Genomic DNA, 21,703 nt, shown 5'->3' on the forward strand with positions numbered 1-21,703 from the left:
AGCGCGCGCCTATCATGGGCACTCCCATGGACGCCTTCCGTCGACACCTGCTCCGTGATGCCGCGCTCGGCGCGATGGCCGTCGGCATGGCGGGCGCGGCGGGTGCGCTGCCTTCGTTGGCCGGTGCGCCCGGCGTTGGACGGCCGCGGTCGGCGCAGGTGCATGTGGCGGGCACGACCTTCGCGCGGCTCTTCGAACCCGGGATGGACGGCGGCAAGCCGCGCGGCCTGGCCGTCGACCTGCTCGACGCGATCCTGATCCCCGCCGGCCACCAGCCGCGCTACGAGTTCTATCCCTGGCTGCGCGCACAGTCCATGATCGAACATGGTCCGGCGCAGATCCTCGTCGGACCGTATCGCACGCCGGAGCGCGAGCGATCGATGCGCTTCTCCCGCCTGGCCTTCTACGAGGACGCGCTGGTGTTCTACGCGCGCCGCCGCGAGGAAGGACTCTGGTGGGACGACTTCCGGGCGCTGCAGCCGCTGCGGATCGGCGCGGTGCAGGGGTGGGTCTACGGCGACCGCTTCGAGCAGGCGCGCGCGGGCCTGAACGTGACCGCCGTGCGGGACCTGGCCACCGCGCTGCGCATGCTGCAGCTCAACCGGCTGGACCTGATCGCGGCCAACCAGCGCAATTCGGAGCCGGTGATCCAGGAGTTGGGACTGGCAGACCAGGTCGTGCTGTGCGCGCCGCCGTTCGCGCAGCTGCGCGGCCACTTCGCCTTCAGTCGCGACGCTGCGGGCGAGCCCTGGGCGGCGCTGGTCGATGCCGGCATGCAGCGCCTGCGCGCCAGCGGGGAACTGCAGCAGATGGCGGCACGACGCGGCGTTGCGCTGCCGGACTGAACGGCGTCCCGGCGGGCGACCCGGGCTACCCGGGCGAATCGGGCGAATCGGGCGAATCGGGCGAATCGGGCATTTTGGGCCCGAACCGCGCTGCCTCAGCTCAACAGCAGCAACGCGAGGCCGATCGCCGCCGGGATGGCCTGGATGAAGAGGATCTTGCGGCTGGCCGTCGCGGCGCCATACAGGCCCGCCACCAGCACGCAGGCCAGGAAGAAGATCTTCACCGGTCCGCCGGCCGCGCCCAGCACCAGGCCCCAGATCAGCCCGGCCGCGAGGAAGCCGTTGTACAGCCCCTGGTTGGCGGCCAGCACCTTGCTCGCCTCGGCGAATTCCTGGGTCAGTCCGAAGGCCTTGCGACCCTTGGGCGTGGTCCAGAGGAACATCTCCAGGATCAGGATGTAGACGTGGATCAGCGCCACGAGGGCGACGACGACATTGGCGGCAATGGCAAGTGTTGTGTTCATGGTTCGCACTGTACGTCCCGCTATCATCCCCGGCCCCTCCGCGCTTTCCTGTCCCCCACGTTCCATGTCCAAAGCCCAGCTCAACCCCGCCCAACTGGCGGCGGTGCATCACCTCTCGGGGCCGTGCCTGGTGATCGCGGGCGCGGGCTCGGGCAAGACGAGCGTCATCACGCAGAAGATCGCCAAGCTGATGTCCGAGGGCTACCGGCCCAAGAACATCGCCGCGATCACGTTCACGAACAAGGCCTCGCAGGAAATGCGCGAGCGCGCCAAGCACCTCGTGGGCAACAAGGCGGGCTCGGAGCTGCTGGTGTCGACCTTCCACTCGCTGGGGGTGCGCATCCTGCGCCAGGACGGGCGCCACCTCGGGCTCAAGGAGCAGTTCTCGATCCTCGACTCGGACGACGTGCTGTCCGTGCTGCGCGATGCCGGCGGCACGACCGACGCGGCGACGGCGAAGTCCTGGCAGTGGACCATCTCGCTGTGGAAGAACCAGAACCTGAGCCCGCAGCAGGCGCTGGCCTACGCGAAGGACGACATGGAGCGCGCCGCCGCCGTCGTCATGCAGCGTTACCAGGAGCGGCTGACCGCGTACCAGGCGGTCGATTTCGACGACCTGATCGGCATGCCGCTGAAGCTGCTGCAGACCAATGAAGAGGCGCGCGGCAAGTGGCAGGAGACGCTGCGCTACGTGCTGGTCGACGAGTACCAGGACACCAACGCGGTCCAGTACGAGCTGCTGAAGTGCCTGGTCGGCGAGCGCGCGATGTTCACCGCCGTGGGCGACGACGACCAGTCCATCTACGGCTGGCGCGGCGCGACGATCGAGAACCTCAAGAAGCTGCCGGTCGATTTCCCGCAGCTGAAGATCATTCCGCTGGAGCAGAACTACCGTTCGACCAGCGCGATCCTGCGCGCGGCCAACAACGTGATCGGCGGCAATCCGAAGCTGTTCCCGAAGACGCTGTGGAGCGAGTTCGGCGAAGGCGATCCCATCACGCTGATCGAGGCCGACGGCGAGGAGCACGAGGCCGAACGCGCCGTCGCCCGCATCCAGTCGATCCGGGCCAACCATCCGACGACGAAGTTCTCCGACTTCGCGATCCTGTACCGCGCCAACCACCAGGCGCGCATCTTCGAGCAGGCGCTGCGCCGCGCGGAGATCCCCTACAAGGTGTCCGGCGGGCAGAGCTTCTTCGACCGCACCGAGATCAAGGACCTCTGCGCCTGGCTGCGGCTGCTGGTGAACCAGGACGACGACCCGGCCTTCCTGCGCGCCGTGACCACGCCCAAGCGCGGCATCGGCCACCAGACGCTGGGGCACCTGAGCGAGTTCTCGGCGAAGTGGAAGCTGTCCATGTTCGAGTCGCTGTTCGCCGAGTCGCTGAAGGCGACGCTGTCGAGCAAGGCGCTGCACGGGCTGCACGAGTTCGGCCGCTATGTCGTCGACCTCGAGTACCGCGCCCGTCACGCCGTCGGCGGCGAGGAGGGCAAGGCGCTGATCATGGAATGGCTCAAGGACATCGCCTACGAGCAGTACCTGATCGACCAGGAAGACAACGAGAAGGTCGCGCAGGCCCGCTGGAGCAACGTGCTCGACTTCGTCGACTGGGTCGCCAAGCGCTGCGGCGGCGAGATCTCGACCGACGGCGGCATCACCACCGAGAGCCCGCGTCAGACGCTGCTCGAAGTGGCGCAGACGATCAGCGTGATCCTCTCGCTGGCCGAGCGCCAGGAGGAACAGGACCAGGTCGTGCTGACGACGCTGCATGCGTCCAAGGGCCTGGAATGGCCGCACGTGATGCTGGCCGGCGTGAACGAAGGCCTGCTGCCGTTCAAGGCCGAGAACGACGAGCTCACGCCCCAGCGCGTCGAGGAAGAGCGCCGGCTGATGTACGTCGGCATCACGCGGGCGCGGCGGACGCTGGCGGTGTCGACGCTGCGGCGGCGGAAGAAGAACCGCGAGACGGTCGTCGGCGTGCCCAGCCGCTTCATCGCGGAGATGAAACTCGGCGAGGGCGGGGTCAAGGAAGACCCCCGCGAGAAACTCAAGCGCATGCGCGAGCAGCTTGCCGCCAAGGCCGCCGATACCGCGGCGAAACAGGCGCAGGCGGCGAAGGACGATCGCTGAGCAAGACCTGTCACTCGAACAGTCAGTGACGGTGGTGGGCGAACGATTCTTACTGGTTCGAGTCATTTCGCGGCGAGGCGCGCGTTTCTAGCATCCGGTCCCTCTGCGCCCGCCGAGGAGACCGACCATGGACGCCGCCCCGCTTTCCTGCCACCCCTTCCGAGAATCCCCCGAGCCGGCCGACGCCGCGGCGCGCCACCGCGCCATCGACGCCCTCGCCGATGAACTGCGCAAGACGCACTGGGACCAGGCCACGCTGCCGCTGAACGCCCACGAACTGGCGGAGGGCGTCGGCGTCGAGATCCGCGACCGCGGCGGCCCGCGGGAGCCGATGTATCCCCATCGCGGCCGGCTCCTCTATCTGGACGAGCGCCCGGTGATCGAGCTGAGCCTCGCCGAGGACCCGATGCGACGCCGCATCGTGCTGGCGCATGCGTTGGGCCATCACCTGCTCGGGCACGGTGCGGTACCGCCGGAGACGGCGTCCAACCTCTCCATTCACAGCCCGCGCCGCATCGAGCAGGACGCCCATCGCTTCGCGCTGGACCTGCTGATGCCGGACTTCGCGATCTACCGGCTGATGAACCAGGGGATCGTCAGTGCCCGCAGGCTCTCGGAGAAGTTCTTCGTCCCCGAGTCCGCCGTCCACGAACGCCTGCAGGCCCTGGATCGGCACTGGTCGCATCTGTGATCCTCGCGCATGCCGTGCACTTCGTGCGCCTCGCGCGCGCCACGGGCGGTGATCGACACGTCGCGGCGGTCAGCGTCAAGCGCCGCATCGACCCTGTAAGGTCTGCCATGTCACCCGGAACCGGGGGGTGGGCGTCGTCGGCAAACGGCAAAATGCCGGCGCATGACAGCCTCCGCCGCCAAGTCCGCCACCAGGCTCGCCGCCGCGCTCCCGCTGCTGACCCTCCTCAGCGCGGCTGCCGCCATCCTCGCGTTGTCACAGCCCGCGCAACTGCCGCCGGCCCTGGCCTTCGTCTTCAAGCCGCTGACGACGATCCTCATCCTGCTCTACGCCTGGCCTCGTGGCGCCGAGCGTCCACGGCTGGCGCGCTGGCTGCGTGCCGGGCTGCTGTGCTCGCTGGCGGGCGACATCGCGCTGCTGTGGCCGGCGCAGGGCTTCCTGCCCGGTCTGGTGAGCTTCCTGGCCGCCCATGTCTGCTACATCGTCGGCTTCTGCACCCGCAAGAAGCTGGGCGCCGTGCGCTGGCCCTTCCTGATGTTCGGCATCCTCGCGGCGGCAGTGCTGGGACGGCTCTGGCCGCACATCCCCGCCGAGCTGCGCGCACCGGTGGTCGTCTACGTCGTCTGCCTGTCGGCCATGGCGGCGCAGGCCTGGGCCTGGTGGCGCGGCAGCGTCGGCCAGCCCGATGAGCCGCTCGCGCGCTGGGCCGCGTGGGGCGGCACGCTGTTCGTGCTCTCCGACGCGATGCTGGCGATCAACAAGTTCGCAGGCCCGCTGGAGATGGCCAGCTTCTGGGTGCTCGCGAGCTACTGGCCGGCGCAGTGGTGCATCGCCAGCAGCCTGGAACGGCCCCACGCATGAAATTCGTCCTGCCTCGGCGCCCTTCATCGCTGGCCACGTTGGTGATCGGCGTGGCCAGCGCCGCCGTCGGGCTCTGGCTCATGCGGCACTACCCGGTCGAACCAGTCGCCGCCACCGCGTTGTGGGTGGCGATCGCGGTGGCCAGCTTCTTCGGATGGCGCTCGTTGCCGCTGCTGGTGCCCGCGCTGGTGCCGGTGATCGGGTTCGCGCCGTGGACCGGCTGGATCACCTTCGAGGAACTCGACCTTTTGGTGCTGGCCGTCGCCGCCGGCGGCTACACCGCGATGGCGGTGACCGAGCCGCCGCACAAGCCGGTGGCGTGGCGTTATCGGACGCTGCGCTGGCGCGCCGCGGTGCGGGTGTTGATGGCCGTGTTCGCGCTGTCCGCCTTCATCGCCGTCTGGCGCGGCTTCGACCAGGCCGGCGGCGTGCAGTTCGGTTTCTGGCAAGGCTTCCAGGAGCCGATGAACAGCCTGCGCGCCGGCAAGAGCTTCTTCCTGGTCCTGCTGCTGCTGCCGCTGTGGCAGAAGGCGTCGGACCTGCGGCCCTCGTCGGTGCAGCGCCTGTCGCGCGCGGCCTGGGTGCTGGTGCTGGTCACGACCTCGCTCGGCGCGTTGTGGGAGCGCTGGGTCTACACGGGGCTGCTGGACTTCTCATCGGACTACCGCACGACCTCGCTGTTCTGGGAGATGAACGTCGGCGGAGCGTCGCTGGATGGCGCGCTGGCGTTGAGCCTGCCCTTCGCGATGCTGTGGGCGATGCGGGAGCGCCGCCCGCTGCGCTTCGTGATGGCGCTGGCGGTGATGCTGCTGGCGTTCTACGCGTCGCTGACGACGTTCTCGCGCGGTGTGTATCTGGCGGTGCCGTTCGGCATGGCGCTTTGCGCGCTGCTGTGGGCGGTGCAGCGCCGCGATGAAAGGAACGCGCCGCGACAGGAGGCGGCGCCGTCGTCGCATGTCTTCCCCGGTGCGCGCGGGACGGTGCCGCTTGCCTGGTCGGCCGGCGTGATCATCGGTACCGCGGTCGCCGCCTGGGTGCTCTTCGGCGCTGGTGGCTATCGCGCCTTGCTCGCATTGGCGGGCAGTGTCGCGGTGCTGCTCGCGATGCCGGCCTCGCGTGCAGCGTGGCCGCGCGGACAGCAGCGGGCGCTGATGGCGCTGTCGCCGCTGCCGGCGCTGCTGCTGGCCTTGCTCGGCGGATTGCTGATCGATCTCGTGCCCAAGGGCGCCTACCTGATCGACGGCATCGTCGTCTTGCTCGGCCTGGGGTTGGCCTGGTTGTGGCGCGGCGGACTGACGCAGCCCTCGCAGGCCTTCGCGCTGGCGATCGTGTGGATGGCGACGCTCGCCGGCACGGGGCTCGTCGCGGCGCATTGGGGCGACGGCCAGGACGTGGTGGCGATCGCCGCCGTGCTGTCGGTGCTGGCGATCGCGTGGATCGCGACGCAATGGTCGCCGCGCGTCGGCGCCGATCTGCGCACCGCCGGCTGGCGCATCCGCGGCCTCGTGTGGACGGGCTGTCTGCTGGCGTGCGCGGTGGTCGCGGCGCTGGGCGGTGGCGCCTACATCGGTCAGCGGATGTCGACCGGGCAGCAGGATCTCGAAGGTCGTCTCGAGCATTGGCGCGTCGGCCTGGGCCTGCTCAAGTCCATGGACGAATGGCTGCTGGGCAAGGGCAGCGGCCGTTTCCCGGCGAGCTTCGCCAACGGCGGGCCCTTCGATGAACGCGTCGGTGACTACCACCTGAACGCGGCGCGTTCCGAGCTGCCCGCGTCCGGCCTGCCCGGCACGGAGCCGTTCCCGCATCCGACGGTGACGCTGACCAGTGGCCTGCACCAGATGGGGCACGGCGAGATGTTCCGGCTCAGCCAGCGTGTGCCGGCCGTCGCCGGCGAAGTCGCGGCGACGGTGACGCTGCGCACGCAGTTCAAGACGCGCCTGCGCGTCGAGATCTGCGAGAAGTTCCTGCTCTACCCGCTGCGCTGCGTCGACCGTGAGACGGATGTGGAGCCGATGGGCGGCGCCTGGCAGCCGGTGCAACTGAAGCTGGGCCAGGCGCCGGCCGACTTCGGCGGCCGATCCTGGGCGCCGAAGCGTCTGGTGGCCTCGGTGACGCAGAACTGGCGCGGCGGCGTGCTGGAGATCGCGTCGATCTCGATCGTCGACAGCGTGCACGGTCCGTTGCTGCGGAACGGCGATTTCAACGAGGGTCTGGCGCGCTGGTTCTTCACCAGCGACCGCAACCACATGCCCTTCCACATGAAGAGCCTGCCGGCGCACGTGCTGTTCGAGCAGGGCCTGTTCGGCCTGGCGCTGTGGACCAGCCTGCTGGTGACGGTGCTGGTGCGCCTGAGCTTCGGCGCGGGGCGCCACCATCCGCTGGCGCCGGCGGTGGTGGGCGGGCTGGCGGGCTTCGTGATCGTGGGGCTCTTCGACAGCCTCATCGACGCGCCGCGGATCGCCTTCCTGTTCTACGCGCTGATGGCGCTGGGGCTGGGCCTGCGGGCGTCGTCACGCAAGTCGCATCGCCCGGGCGATCCCGATTCCCGCCTGGAACTGGAGACCCTGCAGCCGGAGCTCGAGTCGGCCTTCGAGGACGCCCCCGAAGTCCGCCGCGCGATGGCGGCGGCAGGCGTCAAGCTGAAAGGTCCGCCACGCTGACGCGGTGTGCCCGATTCTGGGCCGCGTCACATCCCTTTGAACAGGTGCGTGTAGCTGCGGCTGACCTCAAGCTTTTCATCGAGTCCGCGCACACCCACCAGCTGACGACCACGGAAGTCGCGGCTGATGCCGTTGATGGCCTTGACGTTGACCAGCGTCGAGCGGTGGATCTGCCAGAACAGCTTCGGATCCAGCTCGTCGACGAGTTCCTTGATCGGCTTGCGGATCAACGCCTCGACGGTCGGCGTCTGGACGCGGGTGTACTTCTCGTCGCTGATGAAGAACAGCACCTCCTCGACCGGGATCATCTGGATGGTCTGGCCGACCGAGGCCTGGATCCATTGCAGGTATTGCGGCGAGCCGCTGGTGTTGTTGACCCGCGCCGACAGCGAGTGCAGCAGCTGCTGCAGCGTGCCGGTGCTGGGGCCTTCGGGCTCGACCTCGCCGCTGCGCAGGGCCAGGCGCTTCTTGATGCGCTCGACCGTGACCAGCAGGCGATCGCGCTCGGCGGGCTTGAGCACGTAGTCGCAGACGCCCTGCTCGAAGGCCTCGACCGCGTACTGGTCGTAGGCGGTGATGAAGACGATCTCGGGCAGGGGCCAGTCGTCGTCGTCGGGCAGCTGCGCGATCTGCTTGGCGGCCTCGACGCCGGTCAGGCCCGGCATGCGGATGTCGAGGAAGACCAGGTCGGGCTTGTGCTCCTTGACCAGTTCGACCGCCTCCAGGCCGTTCTTGGCCTCGGCGACGATCTGCAGCTCGGGCCAGACCTCGGCGATGCGGCTGCGCAGCTGCTCGCGCATCAGGCGTTCGTCGTCCGCGAGGACGGCGCGGGGGGCGTGGTGGGTGTCGCTGGTGTCGCTCATGGGAGGCGATGTTAGGGCAGGTGAGGGGCGATCCGGCGGTGGACCCGCGCGTGGTCTCAGGCGTGGAGGGACGGTTCGGCCGGCGTGGACGTCATGGCGGGCGCCGCCGGCGCGGGCGGCACCCGCGGCGCCTTGCGCGGCTTGTCGCGCACGATCAGCCAGACGACGAGGCCGATGAGCAGCAGCGGCGAGCCCACCACCGCGCCGACGCCCGCCAGCGCGGCCAGCGCCACGAGCGCCAGCCCGCCCAGGATCAGCAGCGGCAGGCCCAGGCCGAGCAGCAGCACCAGCGGCACGACCAGGCACATCACGACGATGGCGATGATCAGGCCGAGCCCGGCGCCGAAGGCGTCGGCGATGCCCATGCCGCTCAGGATGACTTCCTCGCCGTCGACGGTGAGGTGCACGCCCGGGACGTCGCCGAGCAGATGGATCACGCCCCAGCCCAGCAGCAGCGCGCCGGCGACGAGGACGAATCCGAGGACAAGAAGGGTCTTGAACAGCGTTTTCATGCGTGTGCTCCTTGCGTTCCTTGTTCGGGCGCGTGGTGGGCGGAGGTCCGGTAGGGGACGGTGATGATCACGACGGTGCCGGACGGCTGGTTCTCGGCGACGGTGACGCTGGCGGCCTTGCCGTAGAGCAGCGAGAGCCGCTCGCGGATGTTGGCCAGGCCGACGCCGGTGCCCGAGGTCGCGGCGCGGCCGAAGCCCAGGCCGGTGTCGGCGACGGTGACCTGCAGCTTGCCGTGGACGATCTCGGCCTTGAGCAGCAGGCTGCCGCCCTCGGCCTTGGGTTCGAGGCCGTGCTTGATGGCGTTCTCGACCAGGCTCTGGATCATCATCGGCGGGAACTCCGCGGACAGCAGGCCGTCCGGCACCTCGATGCGCGACACCAGGCGCTCTTCCATGCGGACCTGCAGGATCTCGAGGTAGGGCCGGATGACGGCCATCTCGCGGCCCAGGTCGCGCACGCCGCCGTTGGCGTTGGCCTCGCGCATCGTCGGCATCGAGGCCCGCAGCAGCGCGATCAGGTTCTTCTGCATCTGCGAGGCGCGCGGCGGATCGGTCTCGATCAGATGGTCGATCGACGCCAGCGTGTTGAACAGGAAGTGGGGCTCGACCTGCGCCTGCATCGCGGCCATGCGGGCTTCGACGACCTGACGGCGCAGCGACTCGGCCTCGGCGGTCTCGGTGGCCTTGGCGGCCTTCACCTCGGCCTGCAGGCGACCCTTGTAGGTGGCCTTCAGCAGCGCCGAGGCCAGCACGACCAGGATGGCCAGCTTGTCGAGGAAGTCGCCCAGGTGCACGGTGCGATAACGCGTCTTGCGCGAGGTCTCGCGCTGGACCTGTTCGAGCTCGTCACGCGCTTCCTCGGCATCGGCCTTGGCCTGCCGGGCTTCTTCCGCCGCCTCCTCGAGGGCGCGCTTGGCGTCGGCCGCGGCGGACTTCACCGCGTCGCGGATGGCCTCGCGCTGCTTCTCGTTGGGGATGCGGATGTCCACGGACGGCAGGTTGGGGTCGACGGCCCCTTCGGCGTCGGCTGCGGACGCGGCGCTGGCCGGCGAGGCCGGATGGCGCGGCACGATGCGCACGCCGCGGCTGTCGATCTGGACTTCGTAGCGCAGGCCCTCGCCGTCGACCGCGGCGGACGCGCCGTGACCCGCCTCGGAGCCGGCTTCGGCGGAGTCGGCGGGTTTCGTGGCCTTGTCGATCTTCTTCTGCGCCTCGGCCACCTTCTTCTCCGCTTCGGCGGCGCGCTGCTTCTCGCGGCGTTCGCGGTCCGTGTCGCGGTCGCGGCGCAGGTCCTTGGACGGATGGATGGTCTCGGTCGTCTCGACCGGCAGTTGCCAGCTGAAGGAGAAGGGCGGGAGGGTCTGGAGGATGTTGGCGCCGATGATCAGCATCACCGCCAGCAGCGTGAAGCGCTTCCAGGTGATGGACACCAGCCAGTTGCCGTAGGCGTGGAAGCCCTGCTCGGCGGCTTTCATGAAGCTCTGCCAGCGCTGGCGCGGGGTGGGGGAGGCGGGAGTCGGCGCGTTCATGGGAGGACCTGTCGTATGGCTCGCACTTTACGCAAGACCCCGGCGCTCCCGGGGCGGCGGGCGACGCGCCGTGAAGACGGCGGGATGGACTGCACCGATCGGCGACAGGCCGGAGGCCCGGATGGCCCATGCGCCCCCCATCGGTGCGGGCGCCAGAAGCGCCACAAAACGCGAAAGGCCCGCTTCCGCGGGCCTTCCGGCATGGTTGTGAAGTGTTCCCGAGGGGATTACTGCTTCACGGCCTCGACCTGGACGATGACCTTGATGTCCTTCGAGAAGCCGTACTGGATGCCGTAGTCGACGCCGAAGGCGGTGCGGTCGAAGGTGGTCTCGAAGTCGCCGCCGCAGACTTCGCGCTTGAGCATGGGGTTCTCGTAGCAGTTGAAGTTGGTGGCCGTCAGCGTCACCGGCGCGGTCTTGCCCTTCAGCGTCAGCTGGCCGGCCACCGAGGCGACCTTGTCACCCGAGAAGGTGAACTTGTCGCCGACGAACTTGGCCGTCGGGTTGTTGGCCACGTCGAAGAAGTCCTTGCTCTTCAGGTGGGTGTCGAACTGCGACGAGCCGGTGCTGATGCCGTTCATGTCGAAGGTGATCTCGACCTTGCCCGACTTGCCAGCCTTGTCGAACTGCACGGTGCCTTCCTTCTTGTCGAAGCGGCCGCGGTTGGTCGAGGTGCCGAAATGCTTGATCTCGAACGTGGCGTAGGTGTGCGTCGGGTCGATCGCGTAGGTCGCGCTCTGGGCCTGGGCCAGGCCGGCGACGGCGAGCAGGGAGGCGAGCAGCAGGGCTTTCTTCATCATGGTGGTGGGTCCTTGTCGAACAGTTGTCGGAACAGTGATGGAACCGCGGCGGGTACCGCGGTGGAGAAGGAACCGGGCGAAGGACCCGGACCGGTTGGAGAAATCGGGAGAGGCTGCGGATCGGCCGCGGAATCGGCTTACAGCGGCGCCATGCCGGTGATGGCCAGCTTGAACTTCACCTGCACGTCGTTGGCGACGATGGAGGTGTCCTTCCATTCGCCTTCGCCGATGTTGAAGTCCAGCCGCTTGATCGCGAACGCGCCGGTCGCCGTCGTCGTGCCGCCGGCCTGGGCCAGCGCCACCGGGACGACCACGTCCTTGACCTGACCCTTGATGGTCAGCTTGCCGGCGGCCTCGAACTTGCCGCCGCCCAGCGCCTTCAGCGAGGTGCTCTGGAACGTGGCCGTCGGGACCTTCTTGACGTTGAACCACTCGGGCTTGACCAGCTCCGCGTCGGTCGCGGCGTCGCCCAGCGTGGCGCTGCCCAGCTCGATCGACAAGGTGACCTTGCCCGCCGCGGCGTTCTTCGGATCGAAGGCCAGCTGCGCATCGAATTTCTTGAAGTGACCGTCCACCGGCACGCCCATCTGGCGGAAGGTGAAGGCGATGTCGCTCTGCGCCGGCACCAGCTTGGGCGCGGCCGCTGTCGTGGCGGCGGCTGCCGTGGCGGGCGCGGCCGCCGGCTTGGTCTGCGCCATCGCCGGCGCGGCCAGGAGGAGGGCGGCGCTCAGCACCGACAGCGCGGTGATCGAGAGATGGGTGGCCATGCGTGCGGTCATGAGGTCCTCTGCCAGTCGTGGATCTTGGGGGTCAGGTGTTGTCAGGTGTTGTTTCTTGCGGTCCGGGCCGGGGCTGTCGCCGTGCCGCTCAGGCGCGGCCCGGGAGCATGCGCCGCAGCAGGCCGTCCTTGTCGAGGACGACATGCTTGACCACGGCGCCAAGGTGGGCAAGCACCAGCAGCCCCAGCCCGTAGGCGAAGAACTGGTGGACCTGCTTCAGCGATTCGGCGAGTTCCTTGTCCTTCCCGACGAAGTCCGGCAGCGGGAGCACGCCGAACCACACGATCGGGAAGCCCGCCGCCGAGCTGTAGGCCCAGCCGCTCAGCGGCACCGCGAAGAAGGCCGCGTACAGCAGCCAGTGCACCGCGTGGGCGCCCAGCTTCTGCCAGCCCGGCATCGGCAGGTCCGCCGGCGGGCGGTGCGTCAGGCGCCACAGCAGCCGCAGCGCCGACAGCGCCAGGATCGTCACGCCGGCCCACTTGTGCCAGTTGAAGAGCTTCAGCCGCGTCAGCGAGAACGGCAGGTCGGCCATGTACCAGCCCACGGAGAAGGTGCCGATGATCGCGATCGCCAGCACCCAGTGGAAGAGCATCGCCAGGCCGTCGTACCGGGTCTTGCCCGTGGGCGGCACCGCGGCCGGCACCGGCGGCATCGCCGTGGACGCGGGCGCTGGCGACGTGGCGATGGGGGCCCCGGTGCCATCGTGGGTCTCGGCGGGCAGCGTGGGCTGCTGGTCAGGGTCGTTGTTCTGGTTGTCGATGGCAGTCATGTCGGCTCGCGTCCTTGGGAAGACCTGGGGCGTCGGGAGGTCCGGAATGGCATGAAGTGTCCGCGTGCGCCGTACATCGTCGGTTCACCGGAACTGAGGCCACTGTTCATCCAATTTGAATGGGAGCCCCGGCCATGCTTCACAGATCCGTCATCGGCGGGGTCGAGACTGGCGCCCGCTCCGCCCTTGGAGCGATGGCTAGGAGTTGCCATGGACCTGATCGCCAAGATCGAGGCGGTGTTCCGCCGCCGCGGACACCTGCAGTACGGCGACGAGCGCCGGGAGCCCGTCACCGCGCTGGAGCACGCGCTCCAATGCGCCCAACTGGCCGAGTGGGCCCACGCGGAGCATAGCCTTGTAGCCGCCGCGCTGCTGCACGACATCGGGCAGCTGATGGACGGCGGTTCTGGCGCCCCTCTGCGGGACGACGAACATGAGTTGACCGCGCTGCCGCTGCTGCGCGCCGGGGGATTGGGCCCGGCCGTGGTGGAGCCGATCCGCCTGCACGTCGCCGCCAAGCGTTACCTGGTCAGCACCGACCCGGCATACGGACCGGGGCTGTCGGACGCCTCGCGCCACAGCCTGGCGTTGCAGGGCGGGCCGATGAATGCGGAGGAACGGCTGCTCTTCATGGCCCACCCGCACGCGAGCGCCTCGCTGCAGCTGCGCCGTTGGGATGATCTGGCCAAGCGGCCGGGCATGCGCACGCCGCCGCTCGGCTACTACCTGGTGCTGCTCGAAGAGTTGCTGCACGACACACGGGCCCCGGAGCGGGTGCGCATCGCCTGAGGCGCGGGCGGCATAGGCGCATTCCGTATGAGCACATGCGGAATGGGTCGATGTCAAAGCGTGTCTCCCTCTTGAGGGGGATATCGGACCCCCGAGTCGCTTTGCATACTGGGTACCGATCGCGCGCTGCCTGGACCTCAGCGTCGTGATCAAGGGGAGGAGTGCTATGCCGACCTACCAAAGCCCGCAAGGGTGGCGGTGGTCGGCATAGTTTTATCTGCGCGGCACGTTTTCGGCACGGCACGATATATTGCCGGCCCAGAACAAGCCTTACACAACCCATGCATTTCCATTCGCGGCAGTGGCCAGGCGCTGTCTGTTCCGGTCATGGCGGGTGAGCGCAGCGCCGAGCAGGCGAGCGTCGAGCTCGAACTGCTGCGGCTGATCGGCAAGCAGGGTCGTCGCGTCCCCTATCCGGTGAGCATTGCCGCCTTGATGATGGCGGTGATGGCGGCCAGCGTGATGTCGCCCTGGCTGGCCTACGGCTGGCTGGCCGCCGTGTACGCGGTACTGGTGACGCGCTGGGCCGTGCTGGGCCGCCTGCCGGAAATGCAGGACCGCCCGCTGGAACAGCGCATGGACTGGGCCGTGTGGCTGAGCCTGGCCAACGGGCTGGTCTTCAGCGCCTCGCTGATCGCGGCCCCCCACCTGAGCGACTTCCAGCGGATGGTGCAGACCATCGTGCTGCTGGGCCTGTGCGCCGGCGCGGTCGCGACGACCGCCGGGCACCGCGTCGTGTTCCAGGTCTTCCTCTGGCCGGTGACGCTCGCCACCGCGCTGTCGTGGGGGCTGTTCCACGAGCCCGGCGCGGAGCACCGCTGGCTGGACTGGGTGCTGTCGGCGCTGATCGTCTTCTTCGGCCTGATCCTGACCGGCCTGGCGCGCGACACCTACCGCGTCTTCGCCGAGTCGGTGCTGATCCGGCTGCAGCAGAACAAGAGCAACCAGCAGCTGCGCCAGGCCTTGTCGCAGGCGGAATCGGCGATGGCGGCGAAGACGCGCTTCCTGGCCTCCGCCAGCCACGACCTGCGCCAGCCGATGCACACGCTGTCCCTGTTCGGCGCGGCGCTGGACAAGCGCCCGCTCGACGACGAGGGCCGCGTCATCGTCACGCAGATGAACCTGGCCTTGCACTCGCTGTCCTCGCAGATGGATGCGCTGCTGGACATTTCGAAGCTCGACGCCAACGTCGTGCCGGTGAACAACCAGGGCTTCGCCTTGCAGCCCTGGCTGGGCCGGCTGCAGCGGGAGTTCCAGCCCACCGCGCTGCGCAAGCACCTGCTGCTGCGACTGGACTGCCCGCCGGAGGCCTGCGTCGAGAGCGACCCCGTGCTGCTGGAGCGCGTGGTGCGCAACCTGATCGACAACGCGCTCAAGTACACGGCGCGCGGCGAGGTGGCGATCGAGGTCCATCGCGGCCAGGACGAGGAAGTCTGGCGGCTGACGGTGCGCGACACCGGCATGGGCATCCCGGAGCACGAGCAGCAGCGGATCTTCGACGAGTTCTACCAGGTCGGGAACCCGGAGCGCGATCGCGCCAAGGGCCTGGGGCTGGGCTTGTCGATCGTGACGCGGCTGGTGGACCTGCTGGACCTGCACCTGGCGCTGCGGTCGGCGCCGGGGCACGGCTCGAGCTTCATGCTGAACGTGACCGCCGCCGACATCGCGCTGGTGCGACCCGGCTCGACGCCGACGCAGGGCCCGGCGCTGCCGCCCATGCGCGTGCTGGTGATCGACGACGAGGAGCCGGTGCGGGTCGCGATGCACGCGCTGCTGACGGCGCACGGCTGCCAGGTGCTGCTGGCCGGCAGCACCCGCGAGGGCCTGCTCAAGAGCATGGGCCAGCAGCCGGACCTGCTGCTGACCGACTTCCGGCTGCGCGGCGGCGAGGACGGCATCAGCGCGGTGCGCTCGCTGCGAAGCGCGTTCCCGGGACTGCCCGCGCTGATCGTGAGCGGCGACACTGCGCCCGAGCGGTTGCGCGAGGCCCACGAGGCGGGCCTGACGCTGCTGCACAAACCGGTCACCGAGGAGCTGCTCATCAACGCGATGCAGGCCGCGCTGGCCGAATATCGCAGGGAGGGTGCCGATGTCTCGACCGTTCGAGGAGGCGCCGAGAGTCCCCTCTGAGGCCCCGTCTGCCGCGTCGTCCGACACGGCGGCTCGCGTGACGTCGGACGGCACCGACGCTCGGCGGCCGAGACCCTCGGGCACGCGCTGGCTGTCGCGGCCGCTCGAGGACTGGATGGCCGGGCGGCTGTCGGTCCCGGAGCCGGGCCCGGCCGCCGTGGACGTGTTGATCGTCGGCAGCGGCTATGGCGGCGCCGCGGCGGCGCATGCGCTCGCGGGACGTCGCGACGAGGACGGCCGTCGGCTGAGCGTGGTCGTGCTCGAGCGCGGGCGTGAGTACCTGCCCGGGGCGTTCCCCAGCCGCTTCGCCGATCTGCCCGGTCACGTGCGGCTGGCGCGTCCCGGCGCGGATGCGCCGACGGGACGTCGCGAAGGGCTCTTCGACCTGCGGCTGGGACCGGATGTCTGCGTCGCCCTGGCCAACGGCCTGGGGGGCGGATCGCTGATCAACGCGGGCGTGATGGAGCGACCCGCGCCGGCGGTGTTCCGCGAACCCGGCTGGCCGCAGGCTTTCCTGCGCGAGGACATGACGCCCTGGTTCGAGCGCGCCGAGCGGCTGCTGGGCGTCCGCGACGACGAGGGCGACAACACCATCGAACGCCTGCGCGCGAAGGCCGGCTTCAAGACGCGCCGGCTCGAGGCGCTGAAGGCGCTCGACCCGGCGCGCACACGCGCGGCGAGGATCCAGGTCGCGATGGACGCGCGCCCGCGCGGTGCGGCCGAATGGTCGCACCAGCCCTGCATCGCCTGCGGCGACTGCGCGACCGGCTGCAACCACGAGGCCAAGCAGTCGCTCGACACGAGCCTGCTGCTGCAGGCCTGGCGGCAGGGCGCGGAGCTGGTCTGCGGCGCGAGCGTCGAAGCATTGGTGGCGGCCCCCGGCGCCGGTTGGCGCGTCACGCTGCAGCACACCGACGAGCTGCTGCGCCGGCGGCAGGGCGAGCCGTTCGAGGTGCTCGCCCGTCGGGTGATCCTGGCCGCCGGCAGCCTGGGGTCGACCGAGATCCTGATGCGCTCGCGGGACCGGGGGCTGACGCTGTCGCGGATGCTGGGGCAGGCGTTCTCGGCCAACGGCGACGTGATCGCGGTGGGCCACGGCTGGCCGCGGGCGGTCCATGCGGTCGCCGACGAGGACCAGCCGCCCGCGGCGCGCCAGGTGGGTCCGACCATCACCGGCGTGTGGGACGCCGGGCCGGATCATGTCGTCGAGGACCTGGCGATTCCCGGCGCATTGCGTCCGGTCTTCGAGGAGGGCTTCGCGCTGGCGGCGACGCTGGATGCGCTGGCCCGTTCAAACGCCGGCCCGCATGAGGAGCGCGCCGATTTCGACGATCCCTTCGCGGTCCGTCCTTCCGTGACCGAGCGGCAGCTGCCGCTGGCGATCGTCGGTCGCGACAGCGGCACCGGCCGGCTGGTCCGACGGGAAGGCTTCGAGGAGCCAGGCGGGCTGCAGGTCGACTGGCCCGGGCTGCGCGACGAACCCGCGATCGCGCGCCGTCACGAGGCGCTGGCGCGTCATTGCCACACCCAGGGCGCGCGGCTGCTGCGCAATCCGCTGTGGCAGCTGCTGCCGCCGGACATGGCCTTCCTGACGAACGACGCCCGCGGGCCGATGGTCAGCGTGCATCCGCTGGGGGGCTGCGCGATGGGGGACCTCGGCAGCGACGGCGTCGTCGACGCGATCGGGCGGGTGTTTTCCGGCGACGGCGAGGCGGTGCACGACGGCCTCGTCGTGCTGGACGGCTCGATCGTGCCGGGCTCGATCGCGATCAATCCGGCGCTGACGATCAGCGCGCTGGCGCAGCGGGCGCTGGACCGGCTCGCCGTCCTCTGGCGACTGGGCGCGCCATCGCCGGTGGCCCGGCGCCGGGAGCCGGAGCGTCCGGTGTTCCGCCTGCCTGCCGGGCCTGGACGGGGTGGGCCGCCGTCCTCCGCCGCCGGTCACTCCGGCAATGGCGGCAGCGCGAGCAGCGACGGCGCCGCCAGAGCCCCCGATGCCACGGTGATCGAGGTGCGCGAGCGCCTCGGCGGCTTCGTGCGCTGGTCCGGAGCGCCGGGCTCGCCGGTGAAGTACATGGAGCTCTGCGTCGTCTTCCGTCCGAAGGCGTTGGTGGAGTTGTTGAGACCTGGCCCCGAGCGGCGACTGATCGTGGCGCCGGGCAGCCGGCTTCGCGTCTTCGAGGCTCGCGAGCGACGGCCCGGATGCTTCGAGATCGTCGGCCCGAAGCCGGGCGACGGTCGCCTCTGGGCGCACGAGGAACGCGGCGATGAGCACGCACTGTTCATCGCGCCGCTGGCGGAAGGCGTGCTGACGCTGTTCCAGCGCGAGGACTCGGGATCGCTGCGGCGGCATGCGCGCGGGCTGTGGGCCTGGGCGATCAACCGCGGCGTGCGCGACGCCTGGCAGGGTCTGATCGATTGGGCGGGGCGCCGATCGCCGCCCAGGACGCCGGGCGCGGCACGAGCAGGCCTGCGCGCGCGGGCCGTCAACGCCTGGCACCTCTCGGGCCATGCGGGCGAGGCGCGGGTGATGCGCTACCAGGTGCTCATCGACCCGGCCGCGGACCTGCCCGCGTGGGCCGCCGGGCTGCGCGGGCAGTCGTTGCGCGGATGCAAGCGGATCAGCTACACGCGGCGCGGCAATCCCTGGACGCAGCTGAGCCGCATGACGCTGACGCCGGCCGCCGGCATGGCGCCGCCACCGGGCGCGCGGGACATCGTCCTGACGCTGGACATGCACCACCTCGCCCGCGAGCGGTTGCCGCTGCTGCGCATCCGGCAGGCGCGCGACATTCCTTCGGCAGCGCGCGACGTCGGCGCGTTGATGGCCTACATCGCGCGGATGACGATCGGGCTGCATGCCTGGACCTTCCGCAAGCCCGACGAGGCGCCGCGGCGGCGCATCTCGCGCCTGCCGGGCACGGTGCCGGGACTGCCGGATCCCGTGGTGATCGAGATGGCCGCCGGCCGCTGGGGCGACGCGGGCGCGCAGCGCCAGGACCTGGACCGCCCGACGCGCGAGGACGACGACCGGCCGGTGCTGATCCGCCTGACGCGTTACGGCCGGCCGGGCGGCGAACCCGTGCTGATGATCCACGGCTACAGCGCCAGCGGCACGACCTTCGCGCACCACTCGGTGCGCCCCGGTCCGGCCCAGCTGCTGTGGGACGCGGGCCACGACGTCTGGCTGCTGGACCTGCGCACCAGCGCGGGATTGCCGACGGCCACGCTGCCGTGGACCTTCGAGGAATCCGCGTTCAACGACATCCCGCTGGCCGTCGATCGTGTGCTGCGCGAGACCGGTCGGGAGCGGCTCAACATCCTCGCGCACTGCATGGGATCGGTGATGCTGCACATGGCGCTGCTGGAGCCGCGCGAGCAGCCGTGGGAACGCTGCTTCGCACTGCGCGCGGCGCTGAAGGACCGGATCTCGAAGCTGGTGATCTCGCAGGTCACGCCGCTGATGGTGATGTCGCCGACGAACAGCCTGCGCGGCGTGCTGATGCAGTACCTGCGGCCCTACCTGCCGCTGGGCGGGTACGCGTTCCGGCCCGAGGGCACGCCGACGCTGTTCGATCACCTGCTCGACCGGCTGCTGGCCAGCCTGCCGTATCCGGAGGCCGAGTTCGATCTGGAGAACCCGCCGCCCTGGCCGCCATGGCGGATGCGGCGCACGCCCTGGACCGCCACGCGGCACCGCATGGACCTGCTGTACGGGCGCGACTTCGCGATCGGCAACGTCGATCGCGCGGTGCTGGCATTCATCGACGACCACTTCGGGCCGCTGAACATGGACACGGTCGCGCAGGCGATCCACTTCGCCCGATGCCACGAGATCACCGACTGGCAGGGCGCGAGCGTCTATCTCGACAGTCTGGCGAAGAGCCTGGCGCTGCTCAAGGCGTTCCCGGTCCTGTCGCTGCACGGCGAGGACAACGGGTTGTGCAGCGCCGACAGCGCCGAGCTGCTGAAGGACTACTACGACCAGGCCGCGCCGGGCCGTTATCGCTACCGGGTGATCGCGGGCCACGGGCATCAGGACTGCCTGATCGGACGCCATGTCGCGACGCAGGTGTTCCCGCACGTGCTGGCCTTCCTGGCCGAGGAGCCGCAGTCATGAGCGGGGTCCTGCACGGTACACGCCGGGGCACGCCGGCCAGCGCGTTGCTGATTGGCGCCGAGGCGCCGGGTCATCGCATCGAGCGGGCGCCGCCGGAGACCGGCCGCGTGCCACTGCTCACGGCGCTGCGACCGGAGCGTGGCTGGCCGCATTGGCTGCTGTGGGTGCCGATGCGGTGGCGCGGCGGCTGGACCTACGAGCAGTTGCCGCAGCCCTGGCGGATCGAGTCCTTCGTGCCACCGGGCGTGGGGCAGCCGGGCGCGCCCTGGCGGACCTCGCAGGCCGTGGAGGCGTTCCCTGTGCCGCCGCGCGCGATGTCCGATGCAGCGGGTCACCCGAAGGACGAGGCCGCGACGGGCGCCGACGGCGACGAGCATGAGATCGACATCCACGGCCTGCTGCTGGTGGCGCTGTACCTGGAGCCGCGCGCGCTGGCCATGGAAGGCGCGCATCGCGGCGTGATGCACGAGCTTGGCCACGAGGAGTTGCACGCGCAGGTCGAAGGCGCGCTGGATCAGTTCTTCGATCTGCCGCCGCATCGCTGGGCGCATGGCTTCGTGCCCTCGCCGGGCGGGTCGGAGGTCACCGTCGACGACGGAGGCCTGTGCTTCGCGCTTGCCGCGTGCCAGTACCCGCCGGGCCTGCTGGATGTGAGTCCGGGGTGGGAACTCGATGCGTCGCAGGCGGGGCCAGGTCTTGCGTCACTGGCGAGACTGCACCAGTTCACGCGATCCACGGCGCGAGGACAGGACTGCTCGCTGGTGCTGTTCGCCGGCGACCAGATCTATGCGGATGCGAGCGGCGGACTGGCCGACTCGCGCAGCGGCATTGAGCGGTACGCGCGCGCCTACGGCGAGTTCAAGGCCGGTCCGGTGCGGCTGCTGCCACCGACGGTGGCGCGCGTCGTGCAGGCGATCGACGATCACGAGATCGTCGACAACTGGGAACCGGGTCCTGGCGCCGGCCACGGCGGCAACGGCCCCTGGTTCGATGTCGCGCGCCAGGCCGCCTGGCATCACCGGTGGGAAGCCGGCCCGCGCGTGGGCGGCCCGGAACTGCTGTGGCACGAGTTCGACTGGCGCGGCGCTGCCTTCTTCATCGCCGACGCGCGCTGCGAGCGCGAGGCACGACGCGTCGCAAACTGGTCGAGCGCGCGCCTGTGGTCGACCACCCAACGCGATGCATTCAACGAATGGTTGTCGCGCGGCGCGTCTCGGCCGAAGTTCGTGCTGAGCGGATCGCTGCCGCTGCCGCGACGCCGGATGAGCGTTGAGCACGCGGCGAGCTGCCTGCGTTCGGATGGATGGGACGGCTACCCGCACAGCCTGCATGAACTGTTGGGCTTGGTGTGGCGGCATCGTGCCTCGGGACTGGTGTTCCTGTCGGGCGACGAGCACCGCTCGGGCTGGGTGAGCGCGGAGATCTCCGCCGTCGACGGTGACGACCGTGGCCCGGTGCGCATCCACTCGATCCACAGCTCCGCGCTCTACGCGCCCTGGCCGTTCGCGATCACGGCGGCCGAGGAACTGGCCGCGCCCGACGTGTTTGAGTTCGACGGCCCGGATGGTCAGCGGCTGCGATGCGTCGTCAGCGCATGGGCCGACCATCCGGGCGATGGCTTCGCGGTGCTCCGCGTGCGAGGTGGGGAGGTCGAACTCTGGTTTGACCGAGCCGGTCAATCTTCGGACTTGCCGGATGGTGTGTTGTCATCTGGCAATCTTGCGTTGGCCAAAGCCGGTCGATAGACTGCGGACCTCAAG

16 protein-coding genes are annotated in these 21,703 nt (G+C 70.0%); 9 read left to right on the top strand and 7 right to left on the bottom strand.

What is annotated here, in order from left to right:
- Nucleotides 1-14: 14 nt before the first annotated feature.
- Nucleotides 15-845 carry a substrate-binding periplasmic protein gene (locus tag AC1VNM_RS24065; protein WP_483108584.1) on the top strand — a complete coding sequence of 277 codons (831 nt, stop codon included), beginning with the start codon at nucleotides 15-17 and terminating at the stop codon, nucleotides 843-845.
- 95 nt (nucleotides 846-940) lie between these two features.
- Here the strand turns inward: AC1VNM_RS24065 and AC1VNM_RS24070 are convergent, their stop codons facing one another.
- Nucleotides 941-1,309 (bottom strand): DUF1304 domain-containing protein, encoded by a 369-nt coding sequence (locus AC1VNM_RS24070; RefSeq protein WP_377158273.1) that lies wholly within the window; start codon nucleotides 1,307-1,309, stop codon nucleotides 941-943.
- A gap of 64 nt (nucleotides 1,310-1,373) precedes the next feature.
- On the opposite strand from AC1VNM_RS24070, the gene AC1VNM_RS24075 reads away from it, so the two are divergent.
- From AC1VNM_RS24075 to AC1VNM_RS24090, 4 genes are all read left to right on the top strand, one after another.
- A complete protein-coding gene (locus tag AC1VNM_RS24075; RefSeq protein ID WP_483108585.1) occupies nucleotides 1,374-3,440 on the top strand; it encodes an ATP-dependent helicase in 2,067 nt (688 codons plus the stop codon).
- A 127-nt stretch (nucleotides 3,441-3,567) separates the two neighbouring features.
- Complete coding sequence (locus tag AC1VNM_RS24080; protein ID WP_377158269.1) at nucleotides 3,568-4,131, top strand: ImmA/IrrE family metallo-endopeptidase; 564 nt, start codon at nucleotides 3,568-3,570, stop codon at nucleotides 4,129-4,131.
- A gap of 162 nt (nucleotides 4,132-4,293) precedes the next feature.
- Nucleotides 4,294-4,992, top strand: coding sequence for a lysoplasmalogenase (locus AC1VNM_RS24085; RefSeq protein WP_483108586.1), 699 nt, complete (start codon nucleotides 4,294-4,296; stop codon nucleotides 4,990-4,992).
- The gene (locus tag AC1VNM_RS24090; protein WP_483108587.1) at nucleotides 4,989-7,652 is read left to right on the top strand and encodes a hypothetical protein; all 2,664 of its coding nucleotides are present in this window, start codon (nucleotides 4,989-4,991) and stop codon (nucleotides 7,650-7,652) included. The genes AC1VNM_RS24085 and AC1VNM_RS24090 overlap by 4 nt, the downstream gene beginning before the upstream one ends.
- A 26-nt stretch (nucleotides 7,653-7,678) precedes the next feature.
- Here AC1VNM_RS24090 and AC1VNM_RS24095 read toward each other — a convergent pair whose 3' ends face one another.
- The 6 genes from AC1VNM_RS24095 to AC1VNM_RS24120 all read right to left on the bottom strand — a co-directional run bounded on the left by AC1VNM_RS24095 (nucleotide 7,679) and on the right by AC1VNM_RS24120 (nucleotide 12,787).
- On the bottom strand, nucleotides 7,679-8,515 hold the full coding sequence (locus AC1VNM_RS24095) for a LytR/AlgR family response regulator transcription factor (RefSeq protein WP_377158257.1): 837 nt from the start codon (nucleotides 8,513-8,515) through the stop codon (nucleotides 7,679-7,681).
- A gap of 56 nt (nucleotides 8,516-8,571) precedes the next feature.
- Nucleotides 8,572-9,027 (bottom strand): hypothetical protein, encoded by a 456-nt coding sequence (locus AC1VNM_RS24100; protein WP_377158255.1) that lies wholly within the window; start codon nucleotides 9,025-9,027, stop codon nucleotides 8,572-8,574.
- A complete protein-coding gene (locus AC1VNM_RS24105) occupies nucleotides 9,024-10,556 on the bottom strand; it encodes a sensor histidine kinase (protein ID WP_483108588.1) in 1,533 nt (510 codons plus the stop codon). Before AC1VNM_RS24105 ends, AC1VNM_RS24100 begins: the two co-directional genes overlap by 4 nt.
- 227 nt (nucleotides 10,557-10,783) lie before the next feature.
- Nucleotides 10,784-11,353 carry a YceI family protein gene (locus tag AC1VNM_RS24110; RefSeq protein WP_377161624.1) on the bottom strand — a complete coding sequence of 190 codons (570 nt, stop codon included), beginning with the start codon at nucleotides 11,351-11,353 and terminating at the stop codon, nucleotides 10,784-10,786.
- 140 nt (nucleotides 11,354-11,493) lie between these two features.
- A complete protein-coding gene (locus tag AC1VNM_RS24115; RefSeq protein WP_483108589.1) occupies nucleotides 11,494-12,135 on the bottom strand; it encodes a YceI family protein in 642 nt (213 codons plus the stop codon).
- 88 nt (nucleotides 12,136-12,223) lie between these two features.
- On the bottom strand, nucleotides 12,224-12,787 hold the full coding sequence (locus AC1VNM_RS24120) for a cytochrome b (RefSeq protein ID WP_377161620.1): 564 nt from the start codon (nucleotides 12,785-12,787) through the stop codon (nucleotides 12,224-12,226).
- 327 nt (nucleotides 12,788-13,114) lie between these two features.
- Here AC1VNM_RS24120 and AC1VNM_RS24125 point away from each other — a divergent pair, with 327 nt between their 5' ends.
- The 4 genes from AC1VNM_RS24125 to AC1VNM_RS24140 all read left to right on the top strand — a co-directional run bounded on the left by AC1VNM_RS24125 (nucleotide 13,115) and on the right by AC1VNM_RS24140 (nucleotide 21,688).
- On the top strand, nucleotides 13,115-13,693 hold the full coding sequence (locus tag AC1VNM_RS24125) for an HD domain-containing protein (RefSeq protein ID WP_483108590.1): 579 nt from the start codon (nucleotides 13,115-13,117) through the stop codon (nucleotides 13,691-13,693).
- Between the two features lie 327 nt (nucleotides 13,694-14,020).
- Complete coding sequence (locus AC1VNM_RS24130) at nucleotides 14,021-15,823, top strand: ATP-binding response regulator (RefSeq protein ID WP_483108591.1); 1,803 nt, start codon at nucleotides 14,021-14,023, stop codon at nucleotides 15,821-15,823.
- Between the two features lie 37 nt (nucleotides 15,824-15,860).
- Nucleotides 15,861-19,943 carry an alpha/beta fold hydrolase gene (locus AC1VNM_RS24135; protein WP_483108592.1) on the top strand — a complete coding sequence of 1,361 codons (4,083 nt, stop codon included), beginning with the start codon at nucleotides 15,861-15,863 and terminating at the stop codon, nucleotides 19,941-19,943.
- Complete coding sequence (locus tag AC1VNM_RS24140; RefSeq protein ID WP_483108593.1) at nucleotides 19,940-21,688, top strand: alkaline phosphatase D family protein; 1,749 nt, start codon at nucleotides 19,940-19,942, stop codon at nucleotides 21,686-21,688. Before AC1VNM_RS24135 ends, AC1VNM_RS24140 begins: the two co-directional genes overlap by 4 nt.
- The last annotated feature ends 15 nt before the right edge of the window (nucleotides 21,689-21,703 follow it).

This window comes from Mitsuaria sp. MSU3D (genome assembly GCF_056867975.1).

Bases quoted from the DNA above. Each gene is read 5' to 3' on its own strand.
- AC1VNM_RS24065 (WP_483108584.1), top strand. From the start codon at position 15: ATGGGCACTCCCATGGACGCCTTCCGTCGACACCTGCTCCGTGATGCC.
- AC1VNM_RS24070 (WP_377158273.1), bottom strand. From the start codon at position 1,309: ATGAACACAACACTTGCCATTGCCGCCAATGTCGTCGTCGCCCTCGTG.
- AC1VNM_RS24075 (WP_483108585.1), top strand. From the start codon at position 1,374: ATGTCCAAAGCCCAGCTCAACCCCGCCCAACTGGCGGCGGTGCATCAC.
- AC1VNM_RS24080 (WP_377158269.1), top strand. From the start codon at position 3,568: ATGGACGCCGCCCCGCTTTCCTGCCACCCCTTCCGAGAATCCCCCGAG.
- AC1VNM_RS24085 (WP_483108586.1), top strand. From the start codon at position 4,294: ATGACAGCCTCCGCCGCCAAGTCCGCCACCAGGCTCGCCGCCGCGCTC.
- AC1VNM_RS24090 (WP_483108587.1), top strand. From the start codon at position 4,989: ATGAAATTCGTCCTGCCTCGGCGCCCTTCATCGCTGGCCACGTTGGTG.
- AC1VNM_RS24095 (WP_377158257.1), bottom strand. From the start codon at position 8,515: ATGAGCGACACCAGCGACACCCACCACGCCCCCCGCGCCGTCCTCGCG.
- AC1VNM_RS24100 (WP_377158255.1), bottom strand. From the start codon at position 9,027: ATGAAAACGCTGTTCAAGACCCTTCTTGTCCTCGGATTCGTCCTCGTC.
- AC1VNM_RS24105 (WP_483108588.1), bottom strand. From the start codon at position 10,556: ATGAACGCGCCGACTCCCGCCTCCCCCACCCCGCGCCAGCGCTGGCAG.
- AC1VNM_RS24110 (WP_377161624.1), bottom strand. From the start codon at position 11,353: ATGAAGAAAGCCCTGCTGCTCGCCTCCCTGCTCGCCGTCGCCGGCCTG.
- AC1VNM_RS24115 (WP_483108589.1), bottom strand. From the start codon at position 12,135: ATGACCGCACGCATGGCCACCCATCTCTCGATCACCGCGCTGTCGGTG.
- AC1VNM_RS24120 (WP_377161620.1), bottom strand. From the start codon at position 12,787: ATGCCGCCGGTGCCGGCCGCGGTGCCGCCCACGGGCAAGACCCGGTAC.
- AC1VNM_RS24125 (WP_483108590.1), top strand. From the start codon at position 13,115: ATGGACCTGATCGCCAAGATCGAGGCGGTGTTCCGCCGCCGCGGACAC.
- AC1VNM_RS24130 (WP_483108591.1), top strand. From the start codon at position 14,021: ATGGCGGGTGAGCGCAGCGCCGAGCAGGCGAGCGTCGAGCTCGAACTG.
- AC1VNM_RS24140 (WP_483108593.1), top strand. From the start codon at position 19,940: ATGAGCGGGGTCCTGCACGGTACACGCCGGGGCACGCCGGCCAGCGCG.